Source organism: Enterococcus asini ATCC 700915 (assembly GCF_000407365.1).
Lineage (GTDB): Bacteria > Bacillota > Bacilli > Lactobacillales > Enterococcaceae > Enterococcus_C > Enterococcus_C asini.
The window spans coordinates 1,763,428-1,789,975 of the sequence record NZ_ASVU01000001.1 but is presented as its reverse complement, the minus strand read 5'-3'; the positions used below and the strand labels follow the sequence as shown (position 1 = coordinate 1,789,975).

28 protein-coding genes and 1 tRNA gene are annotated in these 26,548 nt (G+C 44.7%); 10 read left to right on the top strand and 19 right to left on the bottom strand.

The genetic code is table 11. The annotated features are described in order from the left end of the window. The first annotated feature begins 78 nt into the window (after nucleotides 1-78). Nucleotides 79-1,410 (top strand): Y-family DNA polymerase, encoded by a 1,332-nt coding sequence (locus I579_RS08665; protein WP_010753984.1) that lies wholly within the window; start codon nucleotides 79-81, stop codon nucleotides 1,408-1,410. Continuing rightward, nucleotides 1,407-1,769 carry a hypothetical protein gene (locus tag I579_RS08660; RefSeq protein ID WP_010753985.1) on the top strand — a complete coding sequence of 121 codons (363 nt, stop codon included), beginning with the start codon at nucleotides 1,407-1,409 and terminating at the stop codon, nucleotides 1,767-1,769. The genes I579_RS08665 and I579_RS08660 overlap by 4 nt, the downstream gene beginning before the upstream one ends. A 109-nt stretch (nucleotides 1,770-1,878) precedes the next feature. Here the strand turns inward: I579_RS08660 and I579_RS08655 are convergent, their stop codons facing one another. Further along, complete coding sequence (locus I579_RS08655) at nucleotides 1,879-2,811, bottom strand: DUF7916 family protein (RefSeq protein WP_010753986.1); 933 nt, start codon at nucleotides 2,809-2,811, stop codon at nucleotides 1,879-1,881. A gap of 76 nt (nucleotides 2,812-2,887) precedes the next feature. On the opposite strand from I579_RS08655, the gene I579_RS08650 reads away from it, so the two are divergent. Then, nucleotides 2,888-2,961 (top strand) — tRNA-Arg (locus I579_RS08650). Between the two features lie 51 nt (nucleotides 2,962-3,012). Here the strand turns inward: I579_RS08650 and I579_RS08645 are convergent. The 11 genes from I579_RS08645 to sfsA form a co-directional block, all read right to left on the bottom strand. After that, a complete protein-coding gene (locus I579_RS08645) occupies nucleotides 3,013-4,194 on the bottom strand; it encodes a GNAT family N-acetyltransferase (RefSeq protein ID WP_010753987.1) in 1,182 nt (393 codons plus the stop codon). Between the two features lie 48 nt (nucleotides 4,195-4,242). Then, nucleotides 4,243-4,656 carry a DUF3284 domain-containing protein gene (locus I579_RS08640; RefSeq protein ID WP_010753988.1) on the bottom strand — a complete coding sequence of 138 codons (414 nt, stop codon included), beginning with the start codon at nucleotides 4,654-4,656 and terminating at the stop codon, nucleotides 4,243-4,245. After that, nucleotides 4,653-4,850, bottom strand: coding sequence for a DUF3188 domain-containing protein (locus I579_RS08635; protein ID WP_118340473.1), 198 nt, complete (start codon nucleotides 4,848-4,850; stop codon nucleotides 4,653-4,655). The genes I579_RS08640 and I579_RS08635 overlap by 4 nt, the downstream gene beginning before the upstream one ends. 16 nt (nucleotides 4,851-4,866) lie before the next feature. Further along, the gene (locus I579_RS08630) at nucleotides 4,867-5,085 is read right to left on the bottom strand and encodes a hypothetical protein (RefSeq protein ID WP_010753990.1); all 219 of its coding nucleotides are present in this window, start codon (nucleotides 5,083-5,085) and stop codon (nucleotides 4,867-4,869) included. Between the two features lie 107 nt (nucleotides 5,086-5,192). After that, complete coding sequence (locus I579_RS08625; RefSeq protein ID WP_010753991.1) at nucleotides 5,193-6,620, bottom strand: PTS sugar transporter subunit IIC; 1,428 nt, start codon at nucleotides 6,618-6,620, stop codon at nucleotides 5,193-5,195. Nucleotides 6,621-6,723: 103 nt separating this feature from the next. Next, nucleotides 6,724-7,044: a PTS lactose/cellobiose transporter subunit IIA gene (locus I579_RS08620; protein WP_010753992.1), complete on the bottom strand. Its 321-nt coding sequence runs from the start codon at nucleotides 7,042-7,044 to the stop codon at nucleotides 6,724-6,726. A gap of 33 nt (nucleotides 7,045-7,077) precedes the next feature. Beyond that, a complete protein-coding gene (locus I579_RS08615; RefSeq protein WP_010753993.1) occupies nucleotides 7,078-7,401 on the bottom strand; it encodes a PTS sugar transporter subunit IIB in 324 nt (107 codons plus the stop codon). Nucleotides 7,402-7,547: 146 nt separating this feature from the next. Then, complete coding sequence (locus I579_RS08610; protein WP_010753994.1) at nucleotides 7,548-10,265, bottom strand: sigma-54-dependent transcriptional regulator; 2,718 nt, start codon at nucleotides 10,263-10,265, stop codon at nucleotides 7,548-7,550. A 59-nt stretch (nucleotides 10,266-10,324) separates the two neighbouring features. Continuing rightward, nucleotides 10,325-11,590, bottom strand: coding sequence for a DEAD/DEAH box helicase (locus I579_RS08605; RefSeq protein ID WP_010753995.1), 1,266 nt, complete (start codon nucleotides 11,588-11,590; stop codon nucleotides 10,325-10,327). Between the two features lie 8 nt (nucleotides 11,591-11,598). Continuing rightward, the gene (locus I579_RS08600) at nucleotides 11,599-12,609 is read right to left on the bottom strand and encodes a Gfo/Idh/MocA family protein (protein ID WP_010753996.1); all 1,011 of its coding nucleotides are present in this window, start codon (nucleotides 12,607-12,609) and stop codon (nucleotides 11,599-11,601) included. Nucleotides 12,610-12,633: 24 nt separating this feature from the next. Then, a complete protein-coding gene (sfsA, locus tag I579_RS08595; protein WP_010753997.1) occupies nucleotides 12,634-13,362 on the bottom strand; it encodes a DNA/RNA nuclease SfsA in 729 nt (242 codons plus the stop codon). A gap of 126 nt (nucleotides 13,363-13,488) precedes the next feature. Between sfsA and I579_RS08590 the strand changes: the two genes are divergently transcribed. From I579_RS08590 to I579_RS08585, 3 genes are all read left to right on the top strand, one after another. Then, nucleotides 13,489-13,845: a DUF4828 domain-containing protein gene (locus tag I579_RS08590; RefSeq protein ID WP_010753998.1), complete on the top strand. Its 357-nt coding sequence runs from the start codon at nucleotides 13,489-13,491 to the stop codon at nucleotides 13,843-13,845. A gap of 117 nt (nucleotides 13,846-13,962) precedes the next feature. Further along, nucleotides 13,963-14,109, top strand: a complete 147-nt coding sequence (locus tag I579_RS12910) for a hypothetical protein (protein ID WP_010753999.1) — start codon at nucleotides 13,963-13,965, stop codon at nucleotides 14,107-14,109. A gap of 163 nt (nucleotides 14,110-14,272) precedes the next feature. Next, entirely contained in the window at nucleotides 14,273-15,589 is a 1,317-nt protein-coding gene (locus I579_RS08585; RefSeq protein ID WP_010754000.1) for a serine hydrolase, read from the top strand. A gap of 38 nt (nucleotides 15,590-15,627) precedes the next feature. Here the strand turns inward: I579_RS08585 and I579_RS08580 are convergent, their stop codons facing one another. Further along, nucleotides 15,628-16,113, bottom strand: a complete 486-nt coding sequence (locus I579_RS08580; RefSeq protein WP_010754001.1) for a GyrI-like domain-containing protein — start codon at nucleotides 16,111-16,113, stop codon at nucleotides 15,628-15,630. 148 nt (nucleotides 16,114-16,261) lie between these two features. On the opposite strand from I579_RS08580, the gene I579_RS08575 reads away from it, so the two are divergent. Further along, complete coding sequence (locus I579_RS08575; RefSeq protein WP_010754002.1) at nucleotides 16,262-17,464, top strand: YdcF family protein; 1,203 nt, start codon at nucleotides 16,262-16,264, stop codon at nucleotides 17,462-17,464. A 45-nt stretch (nucleotides 17,465-17,509) separates the two neighbouring features. Here the strand turns inward: I579_RS08575 and I579_RS08570 are convergent, their stop codons facing one another. Both I579_RS08570 and I579_RS08565 read right to left on the bottom strand, forming a co-directional pair. Then, entirely contained in the window at nucleotides 17,510-18,013 is a 504-nt protein-coding gene (locus I579_RS08570) for an HD domain-containing protein (RefSeq protein ID WP_010754003.1), read from the bottom strand. Nucleotides 18,014-18,127: 114 nt separating this feature from the next. Further along, the gene (locus tag I579_RS08565; protein WP_010754004.1) at nucleotides 18,128-18,889 is read right to left on the bottom strand and encodes a TrmH family RNA methyltransferase; all 762 of its coding nucleotides are present in this window, start codon (nucleotides 18,887-18,889) and stop codon (nucleotides 18,128-18,130) included. Between the two features lie 123 nt (nucleotides 18,890-19,012). On the opposite strand from I579_RS08565, the gene I579_RS08560 reads away from it, so the two are divergent. From I579_RS08560 to I579_RS08550, 3 genes are all read left to right on the top strand, one after another. Beyond that, nucleotides 19,013-19,288 carry an acylphosphatase gene (locus I579_RS08560; protein ID WP_010754005.1) on the top strand — a complete coding sequence of 92 codons (276 nt, stop codon included), beginning with the start codon at nucleotides 19,013-19,015 and terminating at the stop codon, nucleotides 19,286-19,288. A 117-nt stretch (nucleotides 19,289-19,405) separates the two neighbouring features. Continuing rightward, nucleotides 19,406-20,356 carry a membrane protein insertase YidC gene (gene yidC / locus I579_RS08555; protein ID WP_010754006.1) on the top strand — a complete coding sequence of 317 codons (951 nt, stop codon included), beginning with the start codon at nucleotides 19,406-19,408 and terminating at the stop codon, nucleotides 20,354-20,356. 86 nt (nucleotides 20,357-20,442) lie between these two features. Further along, the gene (locus I579_RS08550) at nucleotides 20,443-21,384 is read left to right on the top strand and encodes an AEC family transporter (RefSeq protein WP_010754007.1); all 942 of its coding nucleotides are present in this window, start codon (nucleotides 20,443-20,445) and stop codon (nucleotides 21,382-21,384) included. Between the two features lie 117 nt (nucleotides 21,385-21,501). On the opposite strand, the gene glyS is transcribed toward I579_RS08550, so the two are convergent. The 4 genes from glyS to era form a co-directional block, all read right to left on the bottom strand. After that, entirely contained in the window at nucleotides 21,502-23,574 is a 2,073-nt protein-coding gene (gene glyS, locus I579_RS08545; protein WP_010754008.1) for a glycine--tRNA ligase subunit beta, read from the bottom strand. Between the two features lies 1 nt (nucleotide 23,575). Continuing rightward, complete coding sequence (glyQ, locus tag I579_RS08540; protein ID WP_010754009.1) at nucleotides 23,576-24,490, bottom strand: glycine--tRNA ligase subunit alpha; 915 nt, start codon at nucleotides 24,488-24,490, stop codon at nucleotides 23,576-23,578. A gap of 295 nt (nucleotides 24,491-24,785) precedes the next feature. Continuing rightward, the gene (gene recO / locus I579_RS08535) at nucleotides 24,786-25,577 is read right to left on the bottom strand and encodes a DNA repair protein RecO (RefSeq protein ID WP_010754010.1); all 792 of its coding nucleotides are present in this window, start codon (nucleotides 25,575-25,577) and stop codon (nucleotides 24,786-24,788) included. A gap of 55 nt (nucleotides 25,578-25,632) precedes the next feature. Next, nucleotides 25,633-26,532, bottom strand: coding sequence for a GTPase Era (gene era / locus I579_RS08530; RefSeq protein ID WP_010754011.1), 900 nt, complete (start codon nucleotides 26,530-26,532; stop codon nucleotides 25,633-25,635). Nucleotides 26,533-26,548 lie beyond the last annotated feature (16 nt).

The window sequence follows — 26,548 nt, the reverse complement described above, 5'->3', positions numbered from 1 at the left end:
TGTTCGCTTTACAGAACAAACATACGTTCGTATAATAAACCCAGAGGCTTAGTTAACTAAGAAAGGAGGTTATGGGAATTGTTGAATTTCGACTACGAAAAAGAGCCCTTGCGCGACATCCTCTTTGTAGACGTGAAATCTTTTTACGCCACCGTGGAGTGTGCGGTTCGCGGCCTTGATCCCTTAACAACGATGTTAGTGGTAATGAGCACGGCGGACAATACCGGTAAAGGACTGATTCTTGCTTCTTCTCCCGCTGCCAAAGAACGCTTAGGCATTTCCAATGTCACTCGGGCAAACAACCTGCCCAATCATCCCGATTTATGGCAAGTTCCCCCGCGGATGAATCTCTATATCCAAGAAAATGTCAAATTCAATCAATTGCTCAAAGAATACGTGGCAGAAGAAGACCACCTCGTCTACTCCATCGATGAAAGTTTGATTGATGTGACCGACTCCATGCAACTGTTCTTTCCAGATACCGGCTTAAGTCGCCAAGAAAAACGCTGGCGCTTTGCCAAACGCATTCAAAAAGAAGCAGAAGAAAAGCTGGGTTTAGTGCTTTCCGTAGGCATCGGGGACAATCCGCTTTTGGCCAAATTAGCTTTGGACAACGGCGCCAAGCACAATCCTAAATTCCGAGCCCAGTGGCAATACCAAGACATCCCGGAAACCGTCTGGAAAATTCCGAGAATGCAAGATTTTTGGGGTATCGGTTCCCGGATGGAAAAGAACTTCTACCGCATGGGCATCGACACCATCTGGCAATTAGCCCATACCGAGCCCGAGCTACTCTACCAAAAATTCGGCGTCATGGGCCAGCAGCATTACTACCACGCCAATGGTATCGATCGCACCATTCTCTCTGAAGCGTCCCCTGTGGCCAAAGAAAAATCCTACAGCAACAGCCAAGTTTTACCCCGTAACTACACCGATGCTAGTGAAATCGAGTTGGTAGTCCGAGAGATGGCGGAACAAGTCGCCGCTCGCATTCGCCGCCACGGCTGTTTAACCCAGTGTGTCAGTCTTTTTATCGGCGGCGCCATGGGCGAAAAAAGTGGTTTTTCCCATCAGATGAAAATTCCCGCCACGGACAATACCAAGAAATTAATGAACTATTGCCTGCAACTCTTTCGCAAATACTACACCGGCCAAGTCGTTCGCCACGTGGGCATTAGTTATTCCCGCCTGATTTTTACCCAGAGCCGGCAATTGGATCTCTTTTCCTCGCCAGAAGAAAGTGCCAAGGAGGAGCATCTGGATCAGATTATCGATCGCATTCGCGAAAAATACGGCTTCACCGCAATCGTCCACGCAACAAGTAAAGTCAATGGCGCCCGTAGCATCAAGCGAGCCGGCTTGGTTGGCGGTCATGCCGGGGGCGGCCCAGGAGGATTGGATGGTTTATGAAAAATGAATTGCACCCTTATCAAGATCGCAAAAAATTAAAATGGAACGGCTTCTACCTTTCCGAACACACTAGCCAATTGACCAAAGAAAAAAAAGAACAAGCCGTGCTTTGGCCCCAAAAACCATTGATGATGCAAGGAGAGATCAACCAAATTTTGACCACCGCTTTAACGAAGAATCAACCGATTACTTTGCAAAAAGAAGAATTGGATCAAGAAGGTCATTATTTGCCCAATATCGTCGGCGTAATCCAGGCCTATGATGAGCTGGGACTCTTTATCGCCGGGGAGAAAGTTCATTACGATGAAATTCGCCACGTGGCTTTAGGACGAGCAGTAAAATGGAGTGATTTGACCTAACCAAAAGCGCCTAAGACACTTTTTCCTCAAGTCACAAAAAACCGCCTGACAACCTTTTGTCAGACGGCTTTTTTAGTTTTTCCTTTTTTAAAATTCAATCAAGCTGAAATTAGCGGTTCACGGATTGCGCACAACGGTATAAGGTATGGCGCATCCCCCGAATGGCGATTGACATTTCAAAGATGTTTTCCGCTGGTGCTAAACCACCGTACCCGGCATCCCCAATATGCTGAATATCCACCCCGCACGTTTTCGCGGTTAAAGCGATTTGGCGCAACGTCTCCGGCCGAGCACTTTCTTGACTCGTACCGATGGCAGTCATCGTCAATAAACCCCGTTCTTTCGCAAACTTCACGGCCTCAATTAAATCACTTTCCAAAAAGCCTTGAATCGTCCCTACAGCTGGCAGCAGTAAAACATCCGCTCCGGCATTAACATAGGCTTCAATCGCTTCTTTGGTCACCACTGGTTCACTGGAGCCGGCACTGTGCATCTTCCCAGCGATAATCAAACCAGAAAAATGTTCCTTTGCCGTCTTCACGGCTTGGGCGATTGCTTCATTTGTCACACCGGTTCCTGGATTCCCCGTAAAGCAAATAAAATCCACGCCCATTTCTTCTGCTTTTTGAATCGTTGCCACAGAACTGGTACGACCGGCAGAGATCACCACTTGTTCACTCATTAAGTCACTGTTTTCTGCCACAGGTTCCAAATTGATCCCAATCGGCCGACCGGTTAAGTGCTTCAAAATCGGAATTGGATTTTCGATTTCTTCTTCTGGTCCCAACACACGATCAAAAGGAATTCCTGGAACCCCCATCACAATCGGCCGGAAACAATCGAAGCCATTTAACAAGATCAAGTCCGCACCAAAAGCTTTGGCCACTTCTGCATTGGTTAAATCCCCTGATTGGGGCATTGCACCTACTACATTTTCCACACAGATGGTTCGTCCTTCACTGGCTTTAATCGCTTGCTTCAATTCTGAACCATTCATCTTCGCCACATCACTGGGATTGGCGCTAATCAATCGTTTTACCATAAAAAAATTCCTCCAATAGCTTGCTAAAGCATTTTAATCACGTTAAAATGAGTAAAGTGTAAAAATAATCGTTGTTGTCCTCGTACCTCAGTAGGATAGAGGGTTCGCCTCCTAAGCGAAACGTCGCTGGTTCGATTCCAGTCGGGGACGTTTGTGACGCCTTTTTATCAAAAAAGGCGTCTTTTTTGTATTCATTTTTGCTTAGAAGTAATCCTCTAAGATCGGTTTTTCTGTTGGCAGAATGGCTTTGAAGTCTGTTAAAAGCTTTTCATCCGTCTTTAAAAAGTCATAAGCCACTAAAGTTTCCGGTGTCAAATAGCCCATAAACAACTGGGTAAAATGCTGAATCGTCATGCGTAATACTGGTAGCTCCGTACTTTCTACCATCTCTACCTGAACCGTATCCCCTTGTTTTTGCAACTGGAAAATGCCATTATTCCACGGTGCATAATGGTCATCATGAATTTCAATAGCCAGACTTGCAGGAAGGCTTTGAACCTTTTTAGAGTTTTTTAGAAAACTTTCCACATCTACCACTCGGGCCATCATTTCTGGACGTACACAGTACGCTTCCATGGGATTGGCAGCTAAAAATTGTAAATTGTGTCCATCGAAGCCCACATCGTAACTGATTTTGGCCACGGATCCTTTATGGGAAGCTACAAAGCGATTCAACCCTCGATAAGCGTCTCCTGTTAGCCATGTCCACTCCGCAATGGTCAATAGACCGGGTTCCAAAAGATAGACCAGATACCCTTGAGGTACTCCTTGTTCATCGTAGTACACTGCATATTGGTAGTCTTTACGCAATGGAAACTTGAACGCTTCCCACCAAGCTGCTCGCACTAAGCCACCTTTGTGATGCCGAGGTGCTTTTTGATAAAGCTCGTGCAGTACTTCTTGGGCACTCTCCCATAAAAGACGACGGGTTGTCCCAGGAACTTTAAGCGAATCCGGCCATTCCATAGCAGGCACTTCATAGACTGCTCGCTCAAAGGTCAACTCATAGCCATAACGGCGATAAAAGGAATAGGAAAACGGCGCTAAGTAAGAAAGTGTGACTCCTTCCTTGCGACAGTCCGCCAATAATTGCTTCATGATACGATCAATCCGCCCTTGGCTCCGGTATTCCGGATAAGTCGCCACAAAGCCAATTCCTGCCATAGTGTGTTGGTCTCCAAACAAGTCTACTTGAAAAGGAGTAGCCATCACTTGACTGGCTAGCTTCCCCTCTTCATCAAAGGAACCATAGTTCCAAGAATTTGCCGCTAAAGACGTAAAGCGTTGTACATTTCGCTCAGAAAGCTGCCACTGAAAAGCGTAAGCCACGATATTCAGCATGTCTCGTAGGGATTCTGTTCCCATTTGTCTAATCTCTGACATCACATTTCACCTCACAAAAAAATAAAAAAAGGCGTCATTACGACCCCTTTAGTAAGATTGTTCAATCATAGTCAACATTTTCTTGAAATGCCGCCGTTTAAACATCCCCACGACGATTCCCAGGACCATGTCATTCATCTGTTGCATAAAACCAAAGGACTTCATCGTTTCGGTGTAAGATACCTTACAGCTAGAGTCGGTCAACGGTTCAATGTCATAACGAGCAACGAAGTCATTCTTGGTCGTGGACGTTTTGAATTGATAGGTTTGATTTTCAACGACCTCATCGATCTTGATTTTCGCCCGGCTGTTTTTTGAAAAAGTCTTCACATATTCAAAATTTTTCAGCTGTTTGCGAGTAAGGTCTTTTCCGGTTGCTTGACGCACATCAAAGATTACCGAATCGATTACCTTGTTGTAAAAAAACTCGGCGGGTATATTCAATGTTTTTTCGATTTTCATGATGATTTTCCTCCATCTTTTAACTTCGCTTTTTTGGCACTCTTACGAACCATTACAATTCCTGCCACAATAAAGGTGATTCCAGTCACCAGACTAAGGAAATCCCAATTCATATTCGTTGCATCTGTACTGAGTAATGTAATCAACAACCCCACACTACACAATCCTAGCCCCCATTTATCCATTGTCATCATTCCTATCTTTCAAAAGTTACGCTGGGACGGATTGGAAATACAAGACAGAACCCCAAGGTTGCGCTTTGATCAACGCTTTTGCTTTCGCTGCTGCTGCCTCTGGATCTCCAGTTACTTCAAAAAACATTTTAATTCCTTTTTTTTCTTTAAAGCTGTAGGTAAAGTCCCCTTCGCCATAGCCTTCTAATAATTCTTTAATTGCATCTTGTTGCATTGCACTTGAAATTGAAATCATGATACTTCCTCCTTTTATGGTACGTTCACTACAATCTAGTATAAACGAAATTAGAAAAGAAAGAAACCGCTCCCGCCTCAAAGGACGGGGCAGTTTCTAAAAGGTGCTTATTCGCCTTCTTGGATCTTATTCGCAGAGATAACGAATGGTACCCAGATGAAGAACGCCACAACCATACACACAATCGTAACGATTGGTGCCCGCCAGTCCATTGTTGCCAAGAATGACATCAAGATTGGAGGAACTACCCAAACTACTTGTTGTGTTACTGGCGCTACCAAGTGAGCGGTAGTTGCAAAGTAACCAATAGCAGTTGTTACAAGTGGTGCTACGATGAATGGAATTACCATGATCGCATTCAATACGATTGGCAAACCAAACATAACTGGTTCGTTAATGTTGAAGATACCAGGTCCAATTGACAATTTCGCAACGGTCAAGTAATCAGCCCGTTTTGAGAAGAAGAAGATTGCCAACAAGAGTACCATGGTACCACCGGAACCACCAAACATGGTGTATACGTCGAAGGAACCACGTACCCAGTAGTAAGCTTTGCCGTCTTCAATAGCGGCATAGATTGCATCCAAACCTTTCAAGCCATCGTAACCATTTTGGTAAATGTTTACGTTAGACAATTGGGCAACACCCCAGATACCTTCTAGAACCGGTGCCATTACGTTGGTACCGTGAATCCCGAAGAACCAGAAGATTTGAATAAACAACTGAACGATAACCAATGCTCCGAAACCTTGAGATAGGTTCAAGAATGGTTCCGCGATGAATTTTTGAATCAAGTCGATCAACAATTGACCGTCTGAAAGTTTACCTACGATGAAGTTAATGATTGCTACTACATACAAAGCAATTGCTGCTGGTAAGATAGCGGCAAAGGCTTTTGATACTGCAGGTGGCACTGAATCTGGCATTTTGATGGTAATGTTTGCCAACATCAATTTTGCGTAAATGATTGTTGCCAAAGCACCGATGATCATGATGGTGAAGTAAGCATTCGCATCCAAGTGACCAAGTTTCAACCAGCCCCAACCGCCGACAGTCAAACCGTCAACTGTTGCAGACCAACCAGTGTCAGCAGAACCAGCATTGATTGTATCTACTACACTTTGAGGAACTTCTGTTGCCAAAGTGTTCGTGTAAGAGAATGCAACCCCTTGCAAGAACGCAGCCAAGGCAACGATACCACCGGCTAAGTCATTTACTTTGTAAGCCCGGGCTAAGTTGTAACCCCAAGAAAAAGCAAAGATCAATCCGGCTACGGCTAATGTACCATTCCATACATAACCGTTGACACCAATAATTTCACGAATAACTGGAATCGAATTTCCATCGTACCCGTCAATAAACTGTGTCGGTAAATCACGAATAATTGCATTGATCATTACGGCGACCGCACCGGCCATTGTTGCTGGCATTGTACCGATAAAGGCGTCACGGAGTGCAACTAAATGTTTTTGCGCACCGATTTTCGCAGCTACCGGAAGGATGTGTTTCTCCATCCAAGCTGTTAATCCATCCATTTTTATCCTCCTATGAAACATATTTTTTATATGAAAGAATTACTTCTTCATATCAACCTTTAAAACACGAAGACCAACAATCGTGTTTTTGTACTGCTTTTCATTATTCTGCGTCGATACGACGGTACAGATCAATGATTTCTTTTGCCAAATCAGTAAAAGCGATAGATGTCATCAAGTGGTCTTGGCTGTGAACAGTCAAAAGTGTCACTTGTACGTGATCTCCTTGCGCTTCTTGGGTCAACATCCCCGTTTGCGCATGGTGCGCTTCAGTCAATGACTTTTCAGCGTCCGCAATTTTTTGATCTGCTAATGCAAAATCACCTTGCTTAGCTGCTTGAATCGCTTCCATTGCATCACTTTTGGCATTGCCACCATACATGATTAAGCCCATGATGGCTTCTAAATTTTGTTGATCTTCCACGAATACTTCCTCCTCTAGCGCTTGATTTGGCTATTATTTATCGCCAATCAATTTTTCGGCTTGTTCCAAAACTTTTTCCCCGTTCATCATGCCGTAATCGGCCATATTGATGACATCCAAAGGAATTCCTTTTGGCGCCAATTTTTGTTCGAACTGAGCTTTCATAAAGCGGACTTGTGGGCCTAAAAGCAAAACATCCACATTTTTCTCTTCTAAGCTGTTGTCTGCATCTGATGCGGATACCGCAAAGATATCAGTCTCAAGACCTTTCTCTTCTGCAGCTTTTTGCATCTTTGTTACCAACAAACTGGTACTCATCCCCGCCGAACAAACCAACATAATTGTTTTTTTCGCCATTTCTTCCTCACTCCTCTCTAATATTTTTTACACTTAATTATAATGCAAGAAGCGTGCCAACTTTTTTATGACAAAAAAAAGAGCAAAACCCTCATAAAACAAGGTTTTGCTCTAGACCTTTTGATTACACACTAGATTTTCGGTGTTTACACACTAGTTTTCTGTGTAAACGTTATCGCGGATTGCAGTTTATTTTCCAAAAACATCTGGGTAATAAAGGCAATTTCGTCTTCCGGGATAACAATCTGGTATTCTTTTTCCAAAGGCATCAGATGTGTCGTGACCACATCGTTTTCAATCCGATATTTTTTGCTAAAGGCACCTAAGTCCGCAAAGGTCCGGGTAGCCTCTCCTTTTAATAATCCTTCTATTAAAAAGGCGATGTGAATCAGCATGCCCCCTTCAACGTTTGGTTCGACGATGGCGTGAATTTGATCTTGAATCGAACGTAGACTCTTTTGCAAACGATACAGCAAGCTGTTGACGTCCTCGATTTCCGTTAACGTATTGCTTAGAGATGCCGCAATTTTGTTAATCGGTACTTCATCGGAAATCACCCGTTGCACCAATTTAATGCCTTCATTGTCAAAGACTTCGTAAGCGGAGAAGAAGGGAATATTCTGATACTGAATTTCCACTGTGCCACAAATCGCCTTGATTTCATACTCATCTAGGAGTTCATCAATATGTTGGATAAAGACTCCCCGTTCGATGAATTGCATCTGAATAATTTCCACCTCGGCTTGATTGACAATGGGCTCGATTCGTTGGAATAGCTTGTGGGCTACCCCTTCGCCGGTAAAGCAAGTCACCACTACCGCTTTTTTCAACTTAGTCGTGCTCTGATGCAATTGGCCATTTTCTTTGATAATCGCCCGAAACGACTGGCGGATGTTTTGATAGATGTCTTCTAAGCTACGGCCAGCATCCGCCATCCGCAATGCTTCCACCACAATCATGGTACTGGTCATGGAAATGGCCTTCGTGCGGATACCGGTTTCTTTGTAAATTAAATCGGCAAAGGAATTTAAAGAGCCCATATCCGTTAATAGTAGCAATCCGTTTTGCAAGTGCTCTTTTTCTGATAAAACATAGTCCAGTAACAAGCGATACATCTCTTGCACTTCCATGTCCAAGCGCATGTTCATCCCCACGCCACTGGTCGTTTCCAATAATTCTTGGGCGGCTTCCAGCATACTTGTAGCGGTCAGTTTCCCGTGCATTAAGACCACCACTTCGACTCCTTTGTCGGCGGGTTTATCCGCCTCCGATACTTGAATCGATAAAAACATACTGATAAAGCCGATTTCATCAAAGGGAATCTCCACATGACATTCCTCTTCTAAAATCGTGGACAAATCTAAGGCGACTTGAAATTCTTTCTTTAAGTTTTTCCGCACATTGTTTAAATCCGGGTGGACGATGGTATGCCCGTCTTTTAAACGCTCCAATGTACTCTGCAAGTGCAACGCAAAAGCAAAGCGGGCTTTGGCATTGAAATGTCGCTCTAAGCGTTTTTCCGCTAGGTCATAGAGTTGATTGGTCAAACGCCATAAATCTGGTGGCAACAAATCCTTGTGAATCGAGTGTTCCGCCAGTTGCTCCACGTAAGTTTCAAAATACGCACTAACGTCTTTTAAAATCAGATTTTCCAAATCGATACTGGCCACACCTGTTTCACTAAGGTTGGTGACTTTTTCTTCAATGGCATTGTAGACTTGCATATTACGCTCCGGATCCTGGGACCAGACGACTTCCCGCTCCCCAGGTTCAAAGCTTAAGTACTCCCCTTTACCGGCTAAAAACTGCTCCAAACGGTCGGACTGTTCTTTGACTTTTAAAAGCCCCTTTTGGACTTGCAAAGTACAGTCTTCCTTACGAATCAGTAATTCTCGCTCCTTGTGCGTCCGATAGTGTAAAAAAGCTTTGGCACAGACGAGTTTGAGATCACGCTTCACCTGGCCGATATTGCCTTCTGCATCATAGAGCATAAAGGCGATAATGGCATCTTTTTCCACTTGAATCCGTTGATTTAAACGATTGGCTTCTTGTTTGATAAACAAAGTGATGATTTCGTAACGCTCGTCTAGCATTCGCTCGGACAAGCTTGGTAAAGTCACCGAAACGGGAATCCTGCGTTTAAAGGTCGCTAGAAAATTATCCGAAGATTCCGTAGTCGCTCCGATGATCTGAACGGAGGCCTCGTAGGTCTGAACACTTTCCCCTAAAGGACGATAGCTTCCCTTGTCGATAAAGGTAAAAAGCATTTCTTGACCTTCTGGGGGGAGGCGGTGAATTTCATCTAGGAACAAAATGCCCCCGTCTGCTTCCGCCATCAAGCCGGGTTGATCGGCTTCCGCTCCGGTATAGGCACCTTTTTTGACACCGAAGATATGCCCAAAAAGCAATTGAGGGTTTTGTGCATAGTCCGCACAGTTAAATGACACAAAAGGCGCATCCGGGGCAATCGAATGGGAACTCAAGGCAAATTGATACATACACTCGGCAAAAAGTGATTTACCCGTCCCTGTCTCCCCAAAAATAATCGTATGTAAACCGCGGGGTGGATACAAAATCGCCGCTTTCGCTTGTTGCACGGCAACCTTCAAGGAACCATTCTCCCCAACCAGACTGTCAAAGGACACGGCAGAAGACACGTCTACGTGGACTTCTTCTTCCGTTAATGGTTCGTAGATGACTGGCCGACCATTGAGCTTCTTAATCCGGCGTTCCTTGGCAAGTTCATTGAGATGACGGCTCACATTGCTGCGGGCAACCCCTAGCAATTCGCTGATTTGAACCGCTGTCATTCCTTGCTTCCGGGATTCTAACGTATGCAAGATCTCTTCTTTCCGGGAATTCATGATGGCTTTCTCCTCATTCCTTTAACTTCGTACAGTAATTTTAACACAAAAAAAGGCGCTTAGGAGCGCCTTTTCTGTTTTGTTTTTGGCTTTCTTTTGGTTGTTTTTTTAAGTTTTTTTCGTGGTTTATCCTGTGACGCAATGGTCTGGTTGCGGTTCTTTTTAGGACGTTTCTCAGAGATCTTGTCCTGATGGGACACAGGCGTAGTTTCAGGATTTTCTTTTTGAAAATGGCCTGCATATAAAAAGACTTCTTCACCGACAACGCCGGCGGTCTTCAATAGTTTTTTGTATTCTTTTTCCTGATGATCCCCGATAATCGTCACCACGCTACCGGTTTTTCCCATACGACCGACGCGACCTGCCCGATGAAGATAGCTAGCCGCATCCACAGGCAATTCTGCATTCACCACTAAGGATAGGCCGTCAATGTCTAATCCTCGGGCAGCCACATCGGTACTCAATAGGCTACACTTGCCCTCTCTAAAAGCACCTAAGGCTTGTTTCCGCAACAGTTTCCCTTGGTCACTGGCTAAAGAAGCCACTGGCAGGCCATGGTACAGCAGTTTTTCTTCCGCCGCACCTAATTCGGCCACTTGATTAAAGAAAATCAAACAAGGTTGGGCTTCTTGATTTAAAATTCGCCGCAGGGCATCGACTTTCCGGCGCAAAGGATACCGCAAAAAGTAATGATTGGTGACCCCTTTACTGCGGTCTTCCGTGGTGACATCTATCACCGTCACAGGTTTTGGCGACAACTTTTCAATCTGAGCCAAAACATTCGTTGCCGTAGCTGAGAAAAAGTTTAACTGGCAGTCCCGGTTCAAGTGCTTCAATAGACGTAGGAGTAACGCTTCGCCCCCTTGACCGAGAATCTGGTCCACTTCATCCACGACTACACTTTGAATCTGGTGGGCTTTTAGCTTGCGACTGTCCATGAGCTCCACCAAGCGCCCAGGGGTTCCGACCACCACTTCTGGATGGCTTTTTAATTTCTCTTGTTGGCGTTTGAGATTGGCCCCACCGATTAAGGAAACAGTGCTCAAGCCTAAATCCTGTCCCCATTCCCGAGCTACCGTTGCTACTTGCATGGCCAATTCTTGGGAAGACGTGACGATTAAAAGCTGACTGCCCTCTTTCGGTTTGACCTGGGTCAACAATGGCAATAAATACGCAATCGTCTTGCCGGTACCGGTTGGAGAAATTCCCACCACATGGGCTTGTTTGCGCAAAGGTTCAAAAACCGCTTCTTGGATGGCTGTGGGAGTAGTAAATTTCTGCTGCCAGCGCTGTTGCCAGCTCTCAGAAAATTCTGTTACGTTCATAGTTTTCCTCATTCTTCATTCGTAGTATCTGCGTCAAAAACCACATGGGCTTGTTTGCGCAGTTGATAGATGACCTCATTGACATTCCGAGACAATTCCACCCACTCTTCATAGCGTAAGCCGAGTTCTGGGTCTTTGGGATGGTTCATTATTTTAGCAAAGTCTAGGGCTTCTTCAATCATCGGATTAGCCGCTTGCATGATATCCAAAGGCCGCTTTTCCCCGGAATCTCGGTCATAAAAAGTCGCTTCTTCAAAGGAATTAATCCCGCTTAAAAGTAAAGTCCCATTTTCCAAATAAATCTCGGAAGGCAAGAAGGAATCTGCAATCTTTCCTTGTTGGATGGTAACATCAAACAAATCGTAACGCAAGATGATCGTGCCAATCCCATCTACTCCAGTGGCGATTTTCCGCGCAAAATAATGAACTTCTTCTGGCATACCAAACCAGCCCAAAGCCGCATACAAGGTATAAATGCCTAAATCCTGCAAAGAGCCTCCGGAAAAATGCGGAGAAAAGATATTCGGTTCTCCCCCAGCCAAAACCTGGTCGTAACGAGAAGAGTACTTCATATAGGTGAAGTTGGCTCCTAGGATGGCTTCTTGTACCGGGAGAAAGTCCCCCACTTTGCGGAAAGCTTTTTCATGTAGATTGCGGGCGGCTTCAAAGTAAAACAAACCTTGTTGATTCGCCAGCTCGATGATTGCAGCCATTTCTTGCGGATTGGAAAAGGCTGGCTTTTCTACAATGACGTGTTTGCCTGCTAGTAAAGCCGCTTTAGCCTGAGCAAAATGCAAACTATTAGGCGAAGCGATGTACACCACGTCAAACTCTCGGGCAAAGAATTTCTCCAAGTCCGTCTCGTAAAAACACTCGCCCTCGTATTTTCCACCGAATTCTTCTGCAGTGGCTAATTTCCGGGAATACACCCCTTTTAATTGATACTTGCCACTGGCCAATGCCGCCTCTACAAATTGATGACTGATCCAGTTGGTTCCAATTACACCTAATGCTAGCATTTTGGTCACTTCCTTTTTTTATTTTTATTGATTAGGATCTACAAAAGGATAATCCAAATCAAAAGGTATTGCTTCTTTTACGGTGACACATTCCGGGGTCACTTGACAATTATATGCTAAGACCTGCACCCCACTTTTTTGAGCTGCGTCAAGGGCATCTCGCAAACTTGGCTGCATCTCACTGTGAATCGTGGCTAGTTGCAAATGCTCAAATTGCACGATAAACAAGACATAGCTTTTAAAGCCGGCTTTTTGGCTGTCCGTTAATTCTAAAACGTGTTTTTGCCCTCGTAATGTAGGTGCATCGGGAAACGCGCCAATGCCTAAGTTTTCCAAGGTCAGACCTTTCACTTCCACAAAGCCTTTTTCTTCTTGATCCGTTTCATAATACAGATCAAAACGAGACGTTTCGTATTTGACTTCTGGCTTTAAAAGCGTCAAACTCCCTTTAATTCCCGGTAGCGCAATTTTGCCTGACTTTAAACCTTCATAAGCCAAGTGATTGGGTAGCTGTGAATCAAGATTGATCCACTGATTGCCCTTTTTCACGGCTACTAAATCATAATCCGTCTTACGCTTTGGGCTGGGACAGTAATTTAAGCTGACCCAAGCATCCGGTAGCAATACTTCTTTTCCGCGACCGGTATTCTTCACATGAACGACGACTTCTTTGCCATCTGCTAGCCGAGCCCGGGCCACAAACCGATTGTCCCGATTGACAAAACGCGCCAACACACAATTTTGATACTTCATTTGCTCACCTTTTTCCTCATAGCCCTATCATCCCGTAAAAAACTTTTAAAATCAACCCTAAGACCGAGGAAGTCCCCACTGCCTCATGCTATACTGATTAGCAAGTAAGGAGTTGAGGTGACGATCATGAAAAAAAGAGTGCCAATTTTCTTAGGACTGTCTTTACTCACCGGTGCCATCGGTTCAATCGTTTTGAAACGCCGGCAGCCAGCGGTGAAAGATTACTACAAACAATACGTTGGTCAATGGGCCTATCAAAAAAAGCCCCATCAACGACCGGTAATGATTACAGTAACCCCGGAGTACAAATTGCTCTTTCAAGATCGCCAAGAACCGGTTTCCATTGTGGAATTAAGTCCCCAACGACTGGTTTTCTTGGATCGTCTCGGGTACTCCATTATTTTTGAATACAAAGGCGAGCAGCTCACCTTCTATGATGAAACCGAGGGTACTAGCTATCCTTTGAATTCGGCAGAAGAATAAAATACCTTTTGTTCGTTTCTTTTGTCCATAACTGCTACAATAGTTTTGTAGAGTTGTATTTCGTCACTTAGTCAAAATCAGTCGCCAGTCATTTGCTGGTAAAAGGAGGTTTTTTCGATGTTTATGACATTTATCACGTTGTTCTCCCTGATTGGACTCTTGCTTGTTTTAGGGATTTCCACTTATGCGGTTTTCCAATACGTAAACAGTGAAAGCCAAATGGAGAAAGTTCCCGTACGAATCCGCGACGAACACCGCCGTTAATTTACTTTTTTTGAATCGTTTATGTCGAATCTGACTACCGCAATTTTCTGCGGTAGTTTTTTTATTTTTAAAGTCCCGGAGAAATGATTGAATGTGCCTTTGAACTTTGCTAAAATTTGTTGTTGAATGCACTACATGTCGATACTATTAAAGGAGCTTCATTATGACAAAAAGATTTCGTTTTTTGATTACTACTCTACTGGCCTTGGCAATGACCATCGGCGCTCTCTTACCAATGCAAGAGGTACACGCTGCCGAAACGGATTTCAAGGTAGCCAGTAAAGCTGCTCTTTCCGTTGATTTCGAAACCGGAAAGATTTTTTATGAACAAGACGCCGACACTCCCATGGGCATCGCTTCGGTGACGAAGATCATCGGATTATATATTGTAGAAGAAAAAATTAAAAACGGCGAACTTTCCTGGGATGATCCCGTAACGATTTCCCAAGCCGCCGCCGACCTCTCTGTGACCCCTGACCTTTCCAACGTGGCCTTAAACGTAGGCGAAGATTACACGGTCAAAGAACTCTTCCACGCGAGTTTGATTGCTTCTGGGAATGCAGCGATTATGGCTCTCGGGGAAAAAGTTGCCGGTAGCGAACCGAAATTCGTGGACATGATGCGGGAACAAGTCAAAAAATGGGGCATTACCGATGCCACTTTGGTAAACTCTTCTGGTTTGAATAACTCCTACCTAGGAGACAACATCTATCCTGGAACTGCTAAAGATGATGAAAACTTGATGTCTGCCAAAGATGTAGCCATCGTGGCTCGTCATTTGATCAAAGACTTCCCTGATATTTTAGAAATCAGTAGCACTCCTACCGAAACGTTCGCCGCTGGTACCACTTCAGAAGTGGAAATGGTCAACTGGAACTGGATGCTGCCTGGCTTCTTGAATTACAAAGAAGGCGTGGATGGCTTGAAGACAGGGACGACGGATTTAGCTGGTGCTTGTTTTGTAGGTACCATGGTAAAAGACGGGCAACGAATCATCACCGTAGTTTTAAATGCTACAAATCATGCAGAAGACCCTAGTGCTCGCTTCGTGGAAACTAGCAAATTGATGGACTATACATTCGACAACTGGAAACAAGAAGAAGTCGTCGCAGCCGATAGTCAGATTCCTGACTTGAAGACCTTGGCAGTTAAAGACGGCAAAGAGCTCACTGTTAAAGTTGCGTTAAAAGATCCCGTAAAACTGTGGGTTCGCAGCGACATGGATAAGAGCAAGGTCACCATTACCCCTGAATTAAATAAAAACGCCAAGGACAAAGAATTAACCGCACCGGTGGAAAAGAACACCGAAGTCGGTACCGCCACTGTAGCTTTGACTGAAGATGACTTAGGCTACTTGGAAGAAAGCGACAATACCGCTTCTACCAGTGCTATCGAAACTACTGCTAGCGTGGAAAAAGCCAACTTCTTCGTCATCGCCGGCCGTAGTATCAAAAACTTTTTCCAAGGATTATTCTCATAAACCAAAAAGGTTCTGCGCTTCCTGCGCAGAACCTTTTTTTACTCTTTAGCAATAGGAAAGTATAACACGACTTCTCCGGGGCCGAAGTCTGCTTCGTAGTACTCTTGCACTGCCGCTACTAGTTCCAGATTATTTTCCGGCAATACTTTGGTAAACATCAACTCCATGGTCTCTCCTAGTTTGTCAACGTCAGTTTTGACGGTTAAGTATTCCATAGATGGCATTTCCCAGCGAATCCAGCCTTCTGGCGTTGGCGTATCTCCAGGGACTTCCAGCCCGGCTAAGTATCGCCCGACTTCTTGCCAAGGAGCCAACCAACTGGATTGATCACTCATTAAGCCCCAAAGATGAAACGTCGGTACGCCATCTTCCTTAACTACACTGGCCAGTTCTTCAAAATGCTCATTGGCTAACTGCCACAAAGGCGGCACCCAAGAAGGCCCGTCTTCCGCTAATCCTTCCCCCAATTTGCCGATTACGGTAAATGCTGGGTAATGAACTCTTTTAACCTCATCAAACTCCATGTCATCTCACCTTTTCTTACATTTTCTTCTATTGTACCCGAAAAAATGCAAATCAGACACCGAGAGCCGTTTTTCCAGTGAGCAAAAGCCAGAAGTTTGTTATACTAGGAACAGATTCTTACACAATCCTGCCAAAGGAGTTTTTTTCATGACCAATTTCATACCTGCTATTCTTTTTATCCTTCTTTTTTTTATCGGCCTGATACTAGTGCTAAAGTGGCGCAAGGGTCAAGATGATCCAGACCGTTTCTTTTTCAGCATGATTTGGGCGCTAATCAGTCTTTCCGTGTATTTGCTGATTTTGGAAATTATGCACGGCTCCTGCTTTATCCTCATCCCTTTAGGCTATCTGACTTTTGTTTTATGGATGTACTTCAGAGACAAGACACGCCTGGTTAACGGATTTTTATTCAACAGTTTTGTCGTGGTTTTTGGAACTTACTTAGTTTACAACGTTTCGGTTACTAGCGACCCGATTGCATTTGGTTTGTTGATTGGCGCCCTGGCGCTATTTTTGCTCTTTGGATTCTTCGGCATCTTCAGCTTAATGATTTTCCTATATTGGAATGCCGCCGTTGTCCTAAAGAAAGAACGCCGCTCCCTGCCGAATCTTTTGACCTTACTGTTGGCCATTTTCTTGACCGTAGTTTTAATTTACGATCTCTTTATCGCCCAAAACTTGCCCACTTGGGTTACAAGCTTATTTTCTGGACTGCCGCTCATCATGCTCTACTTTGCCGTGGCCTTTTTAAACTTCTTAACGGTATCGGTTCTGTATCAATTCAACCATCCTCGTTACCGGCAAGACTACATCATCGCTTTAGGAGCAGGCTTAATCGATGGAGAACGCGTAACCCCACTACTGGCTCGTAGAATTGATACAGCCATTAGTTTTTACCGGCGACAGTTGGCAAAAACTAAAAAAGAAGCCAAACTGCTCATGTCTGGAGGCCAAGGGTCAGATGAAAAAATCAGTGAAGCTCAAGCCATGAAAAATTATGCCTTAAGTCAAGGCGTTCCAGAAGGAGACATCTTACTGGAAGACAAATCCACCAATACCTTGGAAAATATGCGCTTTTCAAAAGCCATTATGGAACAGCGCAGTCCTGAAGGCTATCAAGCCATTTTCACATCGAATAATTACCATATTTTTCGGGCGGGGATGTACGCCCGAGAAGCGGGGCTAAAGGCGGATGGTCTAGGCGCTAAGACCGCTTTTTATTACCTCCCTAATGCCTTTTTACGGGAATACATCGCCATCTTAATGCTACACAAAAGACGCCACTTAGTCGTGGTTACACTGATTATGGCCGTTAGTGTGTTAAGTTCGATTATCATGTTCTTCAATTAAACGAAAAACGCCTGAAACGAAATCGTTCCAGGCGTTTTTTAATTATTAGACGGATTGTTTCTTAGAAAACCAGTGGTGCCATTTGTTTCGTACAGAAGCAGAGAATGGCTCTGAGGCTTCTTTAATCGCACAGTACTTGTCCACCATGGTAACGATGTAACTTTCCTTGTACTTTGGTGGGTTGATTGTTGCCCCCCACATGTGCTTCAAAATGATGTCCCGTTCCAAATCAGAAAGCTCGGTAATCTTTTCGGCATTCTTCACAGCAATCCGGGGATGCATGTAGGCATGGCTACCTTCGTCAAACTTCGTCGTGCGCCAATCATAGTAAAACAAATCGTGCAAAAGGCCAGCGCGGGCTGTTGCCCGGGCATTGCAACCCCATTTTTTTGCTAATTTGTAACTATAATAGGATACGCTTAGAGAATGCTCCAAGCGGGTAGAATTTACGTGTTGTGTGTAATTGGCTAATTTTTGAACAGCTTCCGTTGCTAATAAATCTTCAACATAGCTTAAATACTCCGGATCCTTTTCCCATTTTTCGGTCATATACTTATAAGCCACCTTTTTAGGTTGAATGTTCTCCTGTAACTGGATACAGTATAGCACCTGTCTTCCAGGAAAAGACAACGCTTGCGCAGGATTTAACAATAACTTTAAAACTTAGCTACGAAAGTGATACATCAAGATGCCCGCGGCCACGCCTACGTTTAAAGATTCCGCTTGGCCGTAAATGGGAATATACAGGTTTTGATCCGTTAAAGCTAGGATTTCTGAGGCGACCCCTTGGCCTTCGTTGCCCATGACCAATGCCACATTAGCCGTTGGGGCTACCTCTTGAAACCCTTTGGCCGCTTCGTTTAACTCGGTACCGTATACCGGGATTTTTTGGCTGCGGAAAGCTTCAATGACTTCTGGCAAGGCTCGCTGCACCACAGGAAGATGAAACTGACTTCCTTGGGTGCTACGCAAGACCTTCGTGCTGTACAAATCTGCACAGCCATGACCTAAGACGACGCCATCAAAGCCTGCCGCATCCGCCGTGCGTACCATGGTTCCCACATTGCCGGGATCTTGCACCCGGTCTAAAAGCAACCAACGCCCTGTAAAGTCCACTTTCCCCGCTTCTGTTTTGGTCAAGATTCCCATGATTCCAGGAGGGGTAGGTAAATCTGAAAGGCTCTTCATCACCTCATCACTGACTAAATACCGGGTGACGGACTGCTGGTCTAGCCACTCGCCCCACTCAGCTAAGCCCTTATGTGTTACTAAAAGCAATTCAACCGGAGCCTTGGCCCTTAGTGCTTCTTCCACCAAGTGAAAGCCTTCCATTAAGTAGCGGCCTTCTTTTTCCCGGTATTTCTTTTGTTGCAATTTCCGTAGTTCTTTGATCAATGGGTTTTTCACCCCTTGTATTTCTTTCATGGCGATTCTCCTGTCTTCAGACTTCTGCCAAATTATAGCACAGAACAAGGGAGCACTCTTGTTGGAAAGTAAAAAAAACGGTATCATGAAAGAAATCACACCATTAAAAAGGAGGTTTTTCCCATGAGAAGTGTCCGCTTGACTGTAAAAGGTCGCGTGCAAGGGGTCGGTTTTCGTTACTTGACCAAGATGGTGGCCGATCGCTTAGGCGTTTTAGGTCGGGTTTGGAATGAAGCAGACGGCTCCGTAACCATTGAAGCCCAAGGACCTGAGAAAATAATGGCAGATTTTATCGCGGAAATTCGCAAGTCCCCCTCTCCTCAAGGCAAAGTGACCAGCTTGTCCATTGAAGAAATTCCCGCCTTTTCCGCCACCCGTTTCCAAGTCACCTACCGCTAATCCTAGCCAGAAACCCACTACCCAGTTTTTGACTTTTTCGTGAAGCCGTTGAAATCTCGGGGCTTTTTTAGTATGATTGTTCTTGTGTAAAATTTACTTAAGCAAAGGAAGAAATCCATGAAAAAAATCAAGAATTGGCTGCTGGGTTCCGGTATGCTGATGTTATTGCTCTTTTTGTCCGGCTGTGTCAAGATGAAATCCGATGGCACCCCGGATACCGGGAGTTTTATGTACAAAATCTTAGTCGCACCCTTAAATAGTTTATTGGGAATGCTGGCGGATTTGGTCGGTGGTGTCAATCAGTACGGTTGGGCGATTATCTTAGTCACTTTGATCGTACGCTTCATCATCTTGCCTTTGGGGATTCACCAATCCCGACAAAGTTTGACCCAATCAGAAAAGATGCAGTACATCAAACCTCAGCTAGATGCGGTTCAAGCCAAATTAAAAGCGGCGACTACCCAAGAAGAACAAATGGCAGCACAACAAGAAATGAACGCGGTCTACAAAGAAAATGGCGTTAGCATGTTTGGGGGCATGGGTTGTCTCCCACTCCTGATTCAAATGCCGATTTTCTCGGCCCTGTACACCACGGCTCGTTACTCGCCACTCTTACAAAACGCGACTTTCTTTGGCATCGACCTAGGTCATCCAAACATGATCTTCGTGATTATTTCCGGTGTTTTGTACGCCTTGCAAAGTATCATCAGCATGATTGGTGTGCCGGAAGAGCAAAAGAAACAAATGCGCATGATGTCCTTTGCTTCTCCTTTGATGATCGTGATGTTCTCCATTAACGCCCCTGCAGGTGTTACCTTGTACTGGGTGGTCGGTGGTCTGATTGCTTGCTTGCAAACGTACATCACCAACGTCATCATGAAACCACGAATCAAAGCGCAAATCCAAGCGGAGATGAAACAAAACCCACCAAAAGTCGTCGTCACTGCACCGAAAAAAGCGGTTGAGCCAAAAGATGTGACCCCGACAAACAAACCAGCAAATCGCAATCGTAACACTAATGGCAATGGCGCTGGTCGCAATGCCGGCAAACAAACCGGTAAGAAATAACTTTTTGACCTCCTGTGATGCCGCAAGTCACAGGAGGTTTTCTTTTTGACTTTGGTTAATCATAAAGACAGATAGGAGACTGCCCCGTGCTACAAGCGTATATTAATATTTTTGCCATTTTTGCCTTGATGTTTCTCGGCTATTTTCTTTCTTACAAACAGTGGTTCAACAATCAAGTCGCCGACGCCTTTTCCAAATTGGTGCTGAATCTCGCACTGCCCTTCAATATGTTTTTAAACATGACCGAAAATTTCTCCCGAGATGAGTTTCTCTCCTTGTTTTCCGGGATGATTATTCCTTTGCTGTCCATGGCAGCGACTTTTTTGATCAGTCTACTCTACCGCCGGCTCTTTCATATTTCAAAGACACGGCAAGGAACGTTTTCTACCATGTTTACTTGCTCCAATACGATTTTTATCGGCCTGCCGATTAATCTGGCCGTCTTCGGGGAAAAAGCGATTCCTTACGTTTTGCTGTATTACATCGTCAACACCACTTTCTTTTGGACCATCGGTATTTATACCATGGCCCAAGACAACCCAGAAATCGAGCAACAACGACTTTCTTTTCACCCTGTGGTCTTGCTAAAAAAAGTTCTGACACCAGCCTTAATGGGCTTTATCATTGGTCTTTTGTGGGTGATGACCACGCGCCCGGTACCGAGCTTCTTGCAAAACTTCGGTGGTTATTTAGCCGATTTGACCACCCCTTTGTCCATGTTTATCATCGGCATCATCGTCTACAGTAACGGCTTAGCCAATTTAAAATTCAACAAAGACATCCTAGGGGTGCTAATCGGTCGCTTTGTCATCTCCCCATTGATTGTCTGGGGACTAGGCTTTGTCTTCCCAGTACCAGCATTGATGCTCAGTGTCTTTATGATTCAGTCTTCCATGCCCGTGCAAAATTCGATTCCGATTTTGGCTCGGAACTATCAAGCAGACGAAGATTATGCCGCTTCTAGCTTAGGTTATTCCGTCTTGTTGTACATGATTTACATTCCGATCTTATTGAAGATTATTTTATAAGCACCTCTACTGTCCCTGTTAGGTGTCAGTAGCCACATAGTGTTATCGTGATTTCTACAAGCAAAGAGCCGCCCAAGGAGAAATTCCCTTGGACGGCTCTTTTACTTATGAATTTTTTTATTTCGTTAGCAATTCATCTAGACTAGCAAAAGCAAGCGCCATTTTGGCGATGATTTGCAATTGGTTCAAACGATTGCGGCGAATGCGTTCGTCATCCACCATGACCATGGTGGCATCGAAGTAGGCTTCGATAACCGGACGTAGGTCCATCAACCCTTGGTAGTTTTCTTCCATGGTTTGCCGTGGGAATTTTTGTTCCAAATCGGCTACCGCATCGAACAAAGCTTGTTCCGATTCGTTTTCAAAGAGATTTGGATCCACGTGGCCACTGTTGGCTTCATTTTTCTTCGCCAAGTTTATCGCCCGGGTCAAAGCTTCCACGGAAGTCTTAAAGTTGTCGTCTTGTAGGTGACGATTCAAGATGTTCGCCGCTTTAAAGAGTTTGGTTACGTCTTCTTGTTCAGAATTAACCACTGCATCGATGACATCGTGACGCGTGTCTTCACTGTGTAGCCGTTGTCGTAAGCGAGCTTTGAAGAAGTCCGCTACTTCTTTTTGACCACTAGCCAGTTGAATCCCGAAACGTGCTTCATCGCTATTGATCTTTTTGCCGATAGCTTGTTGCAGTTTAATCAATGGGAAGTACCAGCTCTTGGCTTCGATAATCCGTACGATTCCATAAGTTTGTCGGCGTAAAGCATATGGGTCATTGGAACCAGATGGCAACATTCCAGCAGCAAAGAAAGTTTGCAAGCTGTCCATCTTATCTGCAATGGCTAAAACCGCCCCAATATTGGACTCAGGCAACTCCCCTTCACTGGAAATCGGCAAGTAATGCTCCCGAATCGCTTGGGCTACTGCTGGTTTTTCCCCTTGCAAGAGGGTGTATTTTTCACCCATGATGCCTTGTAGTTCTGGGAATTCGCCGACCATATTGGTCACAAGGTCAAATTTGTAAATCTCGGAAGCCCGTTTCAAGTCTTCCAATTCCTCATTGGTTAAGCCCACGGTTTCCCCGATGATTTGTGCGGAGACGCCAACCCGTTGCATCTTTTCATACATACTTCCGATTTTTTCGTGGAAGGTAACATTTTTCAGTTTTTCCACTAATTCATCGATGGTCAGCTTCTTGTCTTCATTGTAGAAGAATTCCGCATCTTCCAAACGAGCGGTTAAAACTTTTTCATTCCCTTTTGCCACATTTTCCAACTTCACATTGTTCCCGTTACGCACGGAGATAAAGTGAGGAAGTAAAAGGCCTTCTTGATTGCGCACGTCGAAGTAGCGTTGGTGTTCTTTCATGGACGTCACCAAAACTTCTTCCGGCACTGCCAAGTATTTATCCGCAAAATTCCCCACAAAAGCCGTTGGGTATTCCACTAGATTGTTGACTTCTTCTAACAAGTCCACATCTAAGTTCACCACGAAATTTTCTTTAGCAGCGATTTCCGCAATTTGTTCGGTAATCATTTCTTGCCGTTTCATAGGATCCGCGATGACAAATTCCGTCGCTAGTTTTTCTTCGTATTCTTTCGCTGTGGCAAAAGTTAAATCATTGCCTAAGAAGCGATGACCCCGAGAAGCGCGACCACTTTTTACGTCTAAAATCTGCAAAGGAATAATCTCTTCATCAAGTAATGCTACAATCCAGTGAATCGGGCGGATGTACTCAAAATCGTATTGGTTCCAGTGCATGGTCACCGGGAATGTCAAAGAAGTGATGACCTGGGTTAAGTCGGTTAAAACTTCTTCGGCAGGTTTTCCAGGGATATACTTGGTCACGTAGACGTATTCTTCCCCTTTTAATTCCTTAAACGTGATATCATCTGTGGTCACGCCTTGACCCCGGACAAAGCCTTGGGCCGCTTTGGACCAGTTGCCTTCTTGATCTAGGGCGATTTTTTTTGAGGGACCTTTGACTTCTTCTTGGATGTCTTCTTGTTTGTCCACGATTTCTGAAACCAACACTGCCAAACGACGAGGGGTGGAGTATGCCTTAATCGAGCTGAAACTCAAGCGATTGTCGTCTAAAAAGGCGGTGATTTTTGTTTCTAATTGTTTCATGCTTGGCGTTACCACATGGGCGGGCATTTCTTCCAAGCCGATTTCTAATAATAAATCTTTTGCCATCTTATTTTTCCTCCTCTAACAATGCTGCCGCTGCGGCGGGATCAAGCAATGGATACCCCAATTTAGCCCGTTCTGCCACAAAGAGTTTCGCTACCGCCCGAGCCATGTTTCGAATTCGCGCAAGATACCCTGCCCGCTCTGTCACAGACACGGCACCTCTAGCATCCAATAGGTTAAAGGTATGGCTGCATTTTAAAATATAGTCATAGGCCGGATGTACCAAATCTTGGTCGATACAGCGTTTGGCTTCTGCTTCGAAACGATCGAAGTTTGACAAGAGGAAGTCTTGGTCGCTGACTTCAAAAGAATACTTGGAGTGTTCGTACTCCGGTTGACGGAAGATTTCCCCGTATTTAACCCCATCGGTCCATTCCAAATCAAAGACACTTTCCACTTCTTGGATGTAAGAAGCCAAGCGCTCCAAGCCATAGGTAATCTCGGAAGTCACCGGTTTACAATTTAGCCCCCCTACTTGTTGGAAGTAGGTAAACTGGGTGATTTCCATCCCATCTAACCAGACTTCCCAACCAAGGCCGGCACAGCCCATGGAAGGATTTTCCCAGTTGTCTTCCACAAAACGGATATCGTGTTCCAATGGTTCGATACCTAAAAGTTGCAAACTTTCCAAGTACAGTTCTTGGATATTTTCTGGAGAAGGTTTCATTACCACTTGGAATTGGTGGTGTTGATACAGACGATTCGGGTTTTCACCGTAACGGCCATCTGCTGGACGTCGTGAAGGTTCCACGTAAGCGGCATTCCAAGGTTCTGGTCCAATGGCCCGTAAGAAAGTATAAGGGCTCATGGTTCCCGCACCTTTTTCCGTGTCGTAGGCTTGCATTAACATACAGCCATTTTCCGACCAGAATTTTTGCAAGGTTTGAATAATGTTTTGGACGGTCATTTTTTTGGTCATGGTATTGCTCCTTTCAAATTTCCGGTTTCCCGGTAAACAAAAAGTCTCTACGTCTGCCTACTCAAATAGACAAACGTAGAGACGAAATATCCGCGGTCCCACTCTACTTTCAGAGCCTATTGCTCTGACAACTTTCATTCTTTGATGCTCCCAAATGCCCCGAAAATGTGCCCAAATCCGGCTTCCACCCTCCCGGAATCGCTTCGTTGTTTTGCATTTTCATCTTTTGTTCCACGCATCTCTTCAATTACTTATTATAATAGCGACAAACCCTAAGACTTGTCAATGAAAAGCTTCAAAGATTTTCATCCGGCGTTTCCGAATCCTTCCGCAAAATCCCAGACCAGTTTTGCATTTGATCCAAGAAACGCTTGCTCTTTAAATGCAAACCAACGTATTCGTCGTACAAAGCGTCTAAAAAGCGCCGTAAGCCTTCTTTAGTGGCAGGCTTGACTTCAATGCGATTGATCTGTTCAAAGGAAATATTTTGAAACAAACGAGCAAAATAAATGGCTTTGGGATCTGCGTGGTAGCGATGAAGATCTTGATCAAAGTGCCTTTCACACAAGACGCCTCCGTATTTCGAGGAGTAGTCAAAGACCCCCTCCTGTCGCCCACAAATACTACAGTGATCCAATTGTGGGGTCACCCCAAAACGTTGCAACAGTTGCAGTTCAAAGATATTGGTGATGATCTCAGGATCTCGTCCTTGCTCTAATTGGGTCAATGCTTGGCGGGTAAAGTCATAGAGATGAGGATCGTACACCCGGTCTTCAATGGCCGCATCCACCAGATTCAATAAATAAGTCCCATAAGCGGTTAAGAAGATATCCTGCTGAATAGCGCGAAAAGGCTGCACCTCTTTTGCCCCATTCAAGAAAGACAAGCCCTCAGGATGAATGGCACCAAAATAAACGGCCTCCGTGAAGTTCATCAAAGCAGGCGTCAAAGGATTGTTCTTCCGGTGGGCGTTTTTTACGAAAAACATCTGCTTGCCATAACTCTCGGTAAAAATCTTGACTAACTTGTCTTTTTCCTTATGATCCCGAGAAAACAAAATCAGCCCTTTGGTTTCCGTCACTTCCACTGCGCTCACCTCCTAGTTGAAAAAAGGCTGGGTCAACGTGTGACCCGGCCCTTTTTTAATAATCTTCTTTTTTATAGCCGTAATCCGTTAAGTAGGTTTGTTTGTCCCGCCAATCTTTTTGGACTTTCACCCACAGTTCCAAATACACTTTGTCCCCTAGTAAGGTTTCGATGTCTCGTCGGGCTTTGGTGCCGATGTCTTTTAGCATCTTCCCACCTTTGCCGATGATGATGCCTTTTTGTGAATCTCGTTCCACGATAATCGTAGCTTGAATATGGACTTTGTCGTTTTCATTGCGCTTCATAGAGTCCACCACTACCGCCACGGAATGAGGCACCTCGTCCCGGGTTAAGAGCAAGACTTTTTCTCGAATCAATTCGGAAACGATGAAGTATTCCGGATGGTCCGTAATTTGATCGTCAGGGAAATACTGAGGCCCTTCTGGCATTTGATCCACCAAAGTCGTCATCAGTGTGTCGAAATTGTTCCCTTCCGTAGCAGAGATCGGAATGATTTCTTTAAAGTCCATCTGTTGGCGATAGTCTTCAATGATCCCTAATAAATCATCTGGATGAACTTTGTCGATTTTATTAATCACGAGATAAACCGGGGAATGGCTATCTTTCAAACGCTCGATGATAAAGTCGTCCCCTTTACCCCGTTTTTGATCCGCGGCGATCATGAATAAAACGGCGTCCACTTCCCGAATGGCACTATAAGCTGTTTCCACCATGAAATCCCCCAGGCGATGCCGTGGTTTATGGATTCCTGGAGTATCAATAAAGATCAACTGAGCCTCTGGTGTCGTGTAAACCCCTTGAATTTTATTCCGGGTAGTTTGTGCTTTGTCGCTCATAATGGCGATTTTTTGTCCGACAATCCGGTTGAGTAACGTGGATTTTCCCACATTTGGTCGGCCAACAATGGCTACAAAGCCTGATTTGTGTTCTGTCATGTTTTTCCTCTTTTCT

What these genes read in the sequence shown, in the direction of transcription:
- I579_RS08660 (WP_010753985.1), top strand. Translation starts at nt 1,407, where the DNA reads ATGAAAAATGAATTGCACCCTTATCAAGATCGCAAAAAATTAAAATGG.
- I579_RS08655 (WP_010753986.1), bottom strand. Translation starts at nt 2,811, where the DNA reads ATGGTAAAACGATTGATTAGCGCCAATCCCAGTGATGTGGCGAAGATG.
- I579_RS08645 (WP_010753987.1), bottom strand. Translation starts at nt 4,194, where the DNA reads ATGTCAGAGATTAGACAAATGGGAACAGAATCCCTACGAGACATGCTG.
- I579_RS08640 (WP_010753988.1), bottom strand. Translation starts at nt 4,656, where the DNA reads ATGAAAATCGAAAAAACATTGAATATACCCGCCGAGTTTTTTTACAAC.
- I579_RS08635 (WP_118340473.1), bottom strand. Translation starts at nt 4,850, where the DNA reads ATGATGACAATGGATAAATGGGGGCTAGGATTGTGTAGTGTGGGGTTG.
- I579_RS08630 (WP_010753990.1), bottom strand. Translation starts at nt 5,085, where the DNA reads ATGATTTCAATTTCAAGTGCAATGCAACAAGATGCAATTAAAGAATTA.
- I579_RS08625 (WP_010753991.1), bottom strand. Translation starts at nt 6,620, where the DNA reads ATGGATGGATTAACAGCTTGGATGGAGAAACACATCCTTCCGGTAGCT.
- I579_RS08615 (WP_010753993.1), bottom strand. Translation starts at nt 7,401, where the DNA reads ATGGCGAAAAAAACAATTATGTTGGTTTGTTCGGCGGGGATGAGTACC.
- I579_RS08610 (WP_010753994.1), bottom strand. Translation starts at nt 10,265, where the DNA reads ATGAATTCCCGGAAAGAAGAGATCTTGCATACGTTAGAATCCCGGAAG.
- I579_RS08605 (WP_010753995.1), bottom strand. Translation starts at nt 11,590, where the DNA reads ATGAACGTAACAGAATTTTCTGAGAGCTGGCAACAGCGCTGGCAGCAG.
- I579_RS08600 (WP_010753996.1), bottom strand. Translation starts at nt 12,609, where the DNA reads ATGCTAGCATTAGGTGTAATTGGAACCAACTGGATCAGTCATCAATTT.
- sfsA (WP_010753997.1), bottom strand. Translation starts at nt 13,362, where the DNA reads ATGAAGTATCAAAATTGTGTGTTGGCGCGTTTTGTCAATCGGGACAAT.
- I579_RS08590 (WP_010753998.1), top strand. Translation starts at nt 13,489, where the DNA reads ATGAAAAAAAGAGTGCCAATTTTCTTAGGACTGTCTTTACTCACCGGT.
- I579_RS12910 (WP_010753999.1), top strand. Translation starts at nt 13,963, where the DNA reads ATGTTTATGACATTTATCACGTTGTTCTCCCTGATTGGACTCTTGCTT.
- I579_RS08585 (WP_010754000.1), top strand. Translation starts at nt 14,273, where the DNA reads ATGACAAAAAGATTTCGTTTTTTGATTACTACTCTACTGGCCTTGGCA.
- I579_RS08580 (WP_010754001.1), bottom strand. Translation starts at nt 16,113, where the DNA reads ATGGAGTTTGATGAGGTTAAAAGAGTTCATTACCCAGCATTTACCGTA.
- I579_RS08575 (WP_010754002.1), top strand. Translation starts at nt 16,262, where the DNA reads ATGACCAATTTCATACCTGCTATTCTTTTTATCCTTCTTTTTTTTATC.
- I579_RS08570 (WP_010754003.1), bottom strand. Translation starts at nt 18,013, where the DNA reads ATGACCGAAAAATGGGAAAAGGATCCGGAGTATTTAAGCTATGTTGAA.
- I579_RS08565 (WP_010754004.1), bottom strand. Translation starts at nt 18,889, where the DNA reads ATGAAAGAAATACAAGGGGTGAAAAACCCATTGATCAAAGAACTACGG.
- I579_RS08560 (WP_010754005.1), top strand. Translation starts at nt 19,013, where the DNA reads ATGAGAAGTGTCCGCTTGACTGTAAAAGGTCGCGTGCAAGGGGTCGGT.
- yidC (WP_010754006.1), top strand. Translation starts at nt 19,406, where the DNA reads ATGAAAAAAATCAAGAATTGGCTGCTGGGTTCCGGTATGCTGATGTTA.
- glyS (WP_010754008.1), bottom strand. Translation starts at nt 23,574, where the DNA reads ATGGCAAAAGATTTATTATTAGAAATCGGCTTGGAAGAAATGCCCGCC.
- glyQ (WP_010754009.1), bottom strand. Translation starts at nt 24,490, where the DNA reads ATGACCAAAAAAATGACCGTCCAAAACATTATTCAAACCTTGCAAAAA.
- era (WP_010754011.1), bottom strand. Translation starts at nt 26,532, where the DNA reads ATGACAGAACACAAATCAGGCTTTGTAGCCATTGTTGGCCGACCAAAT.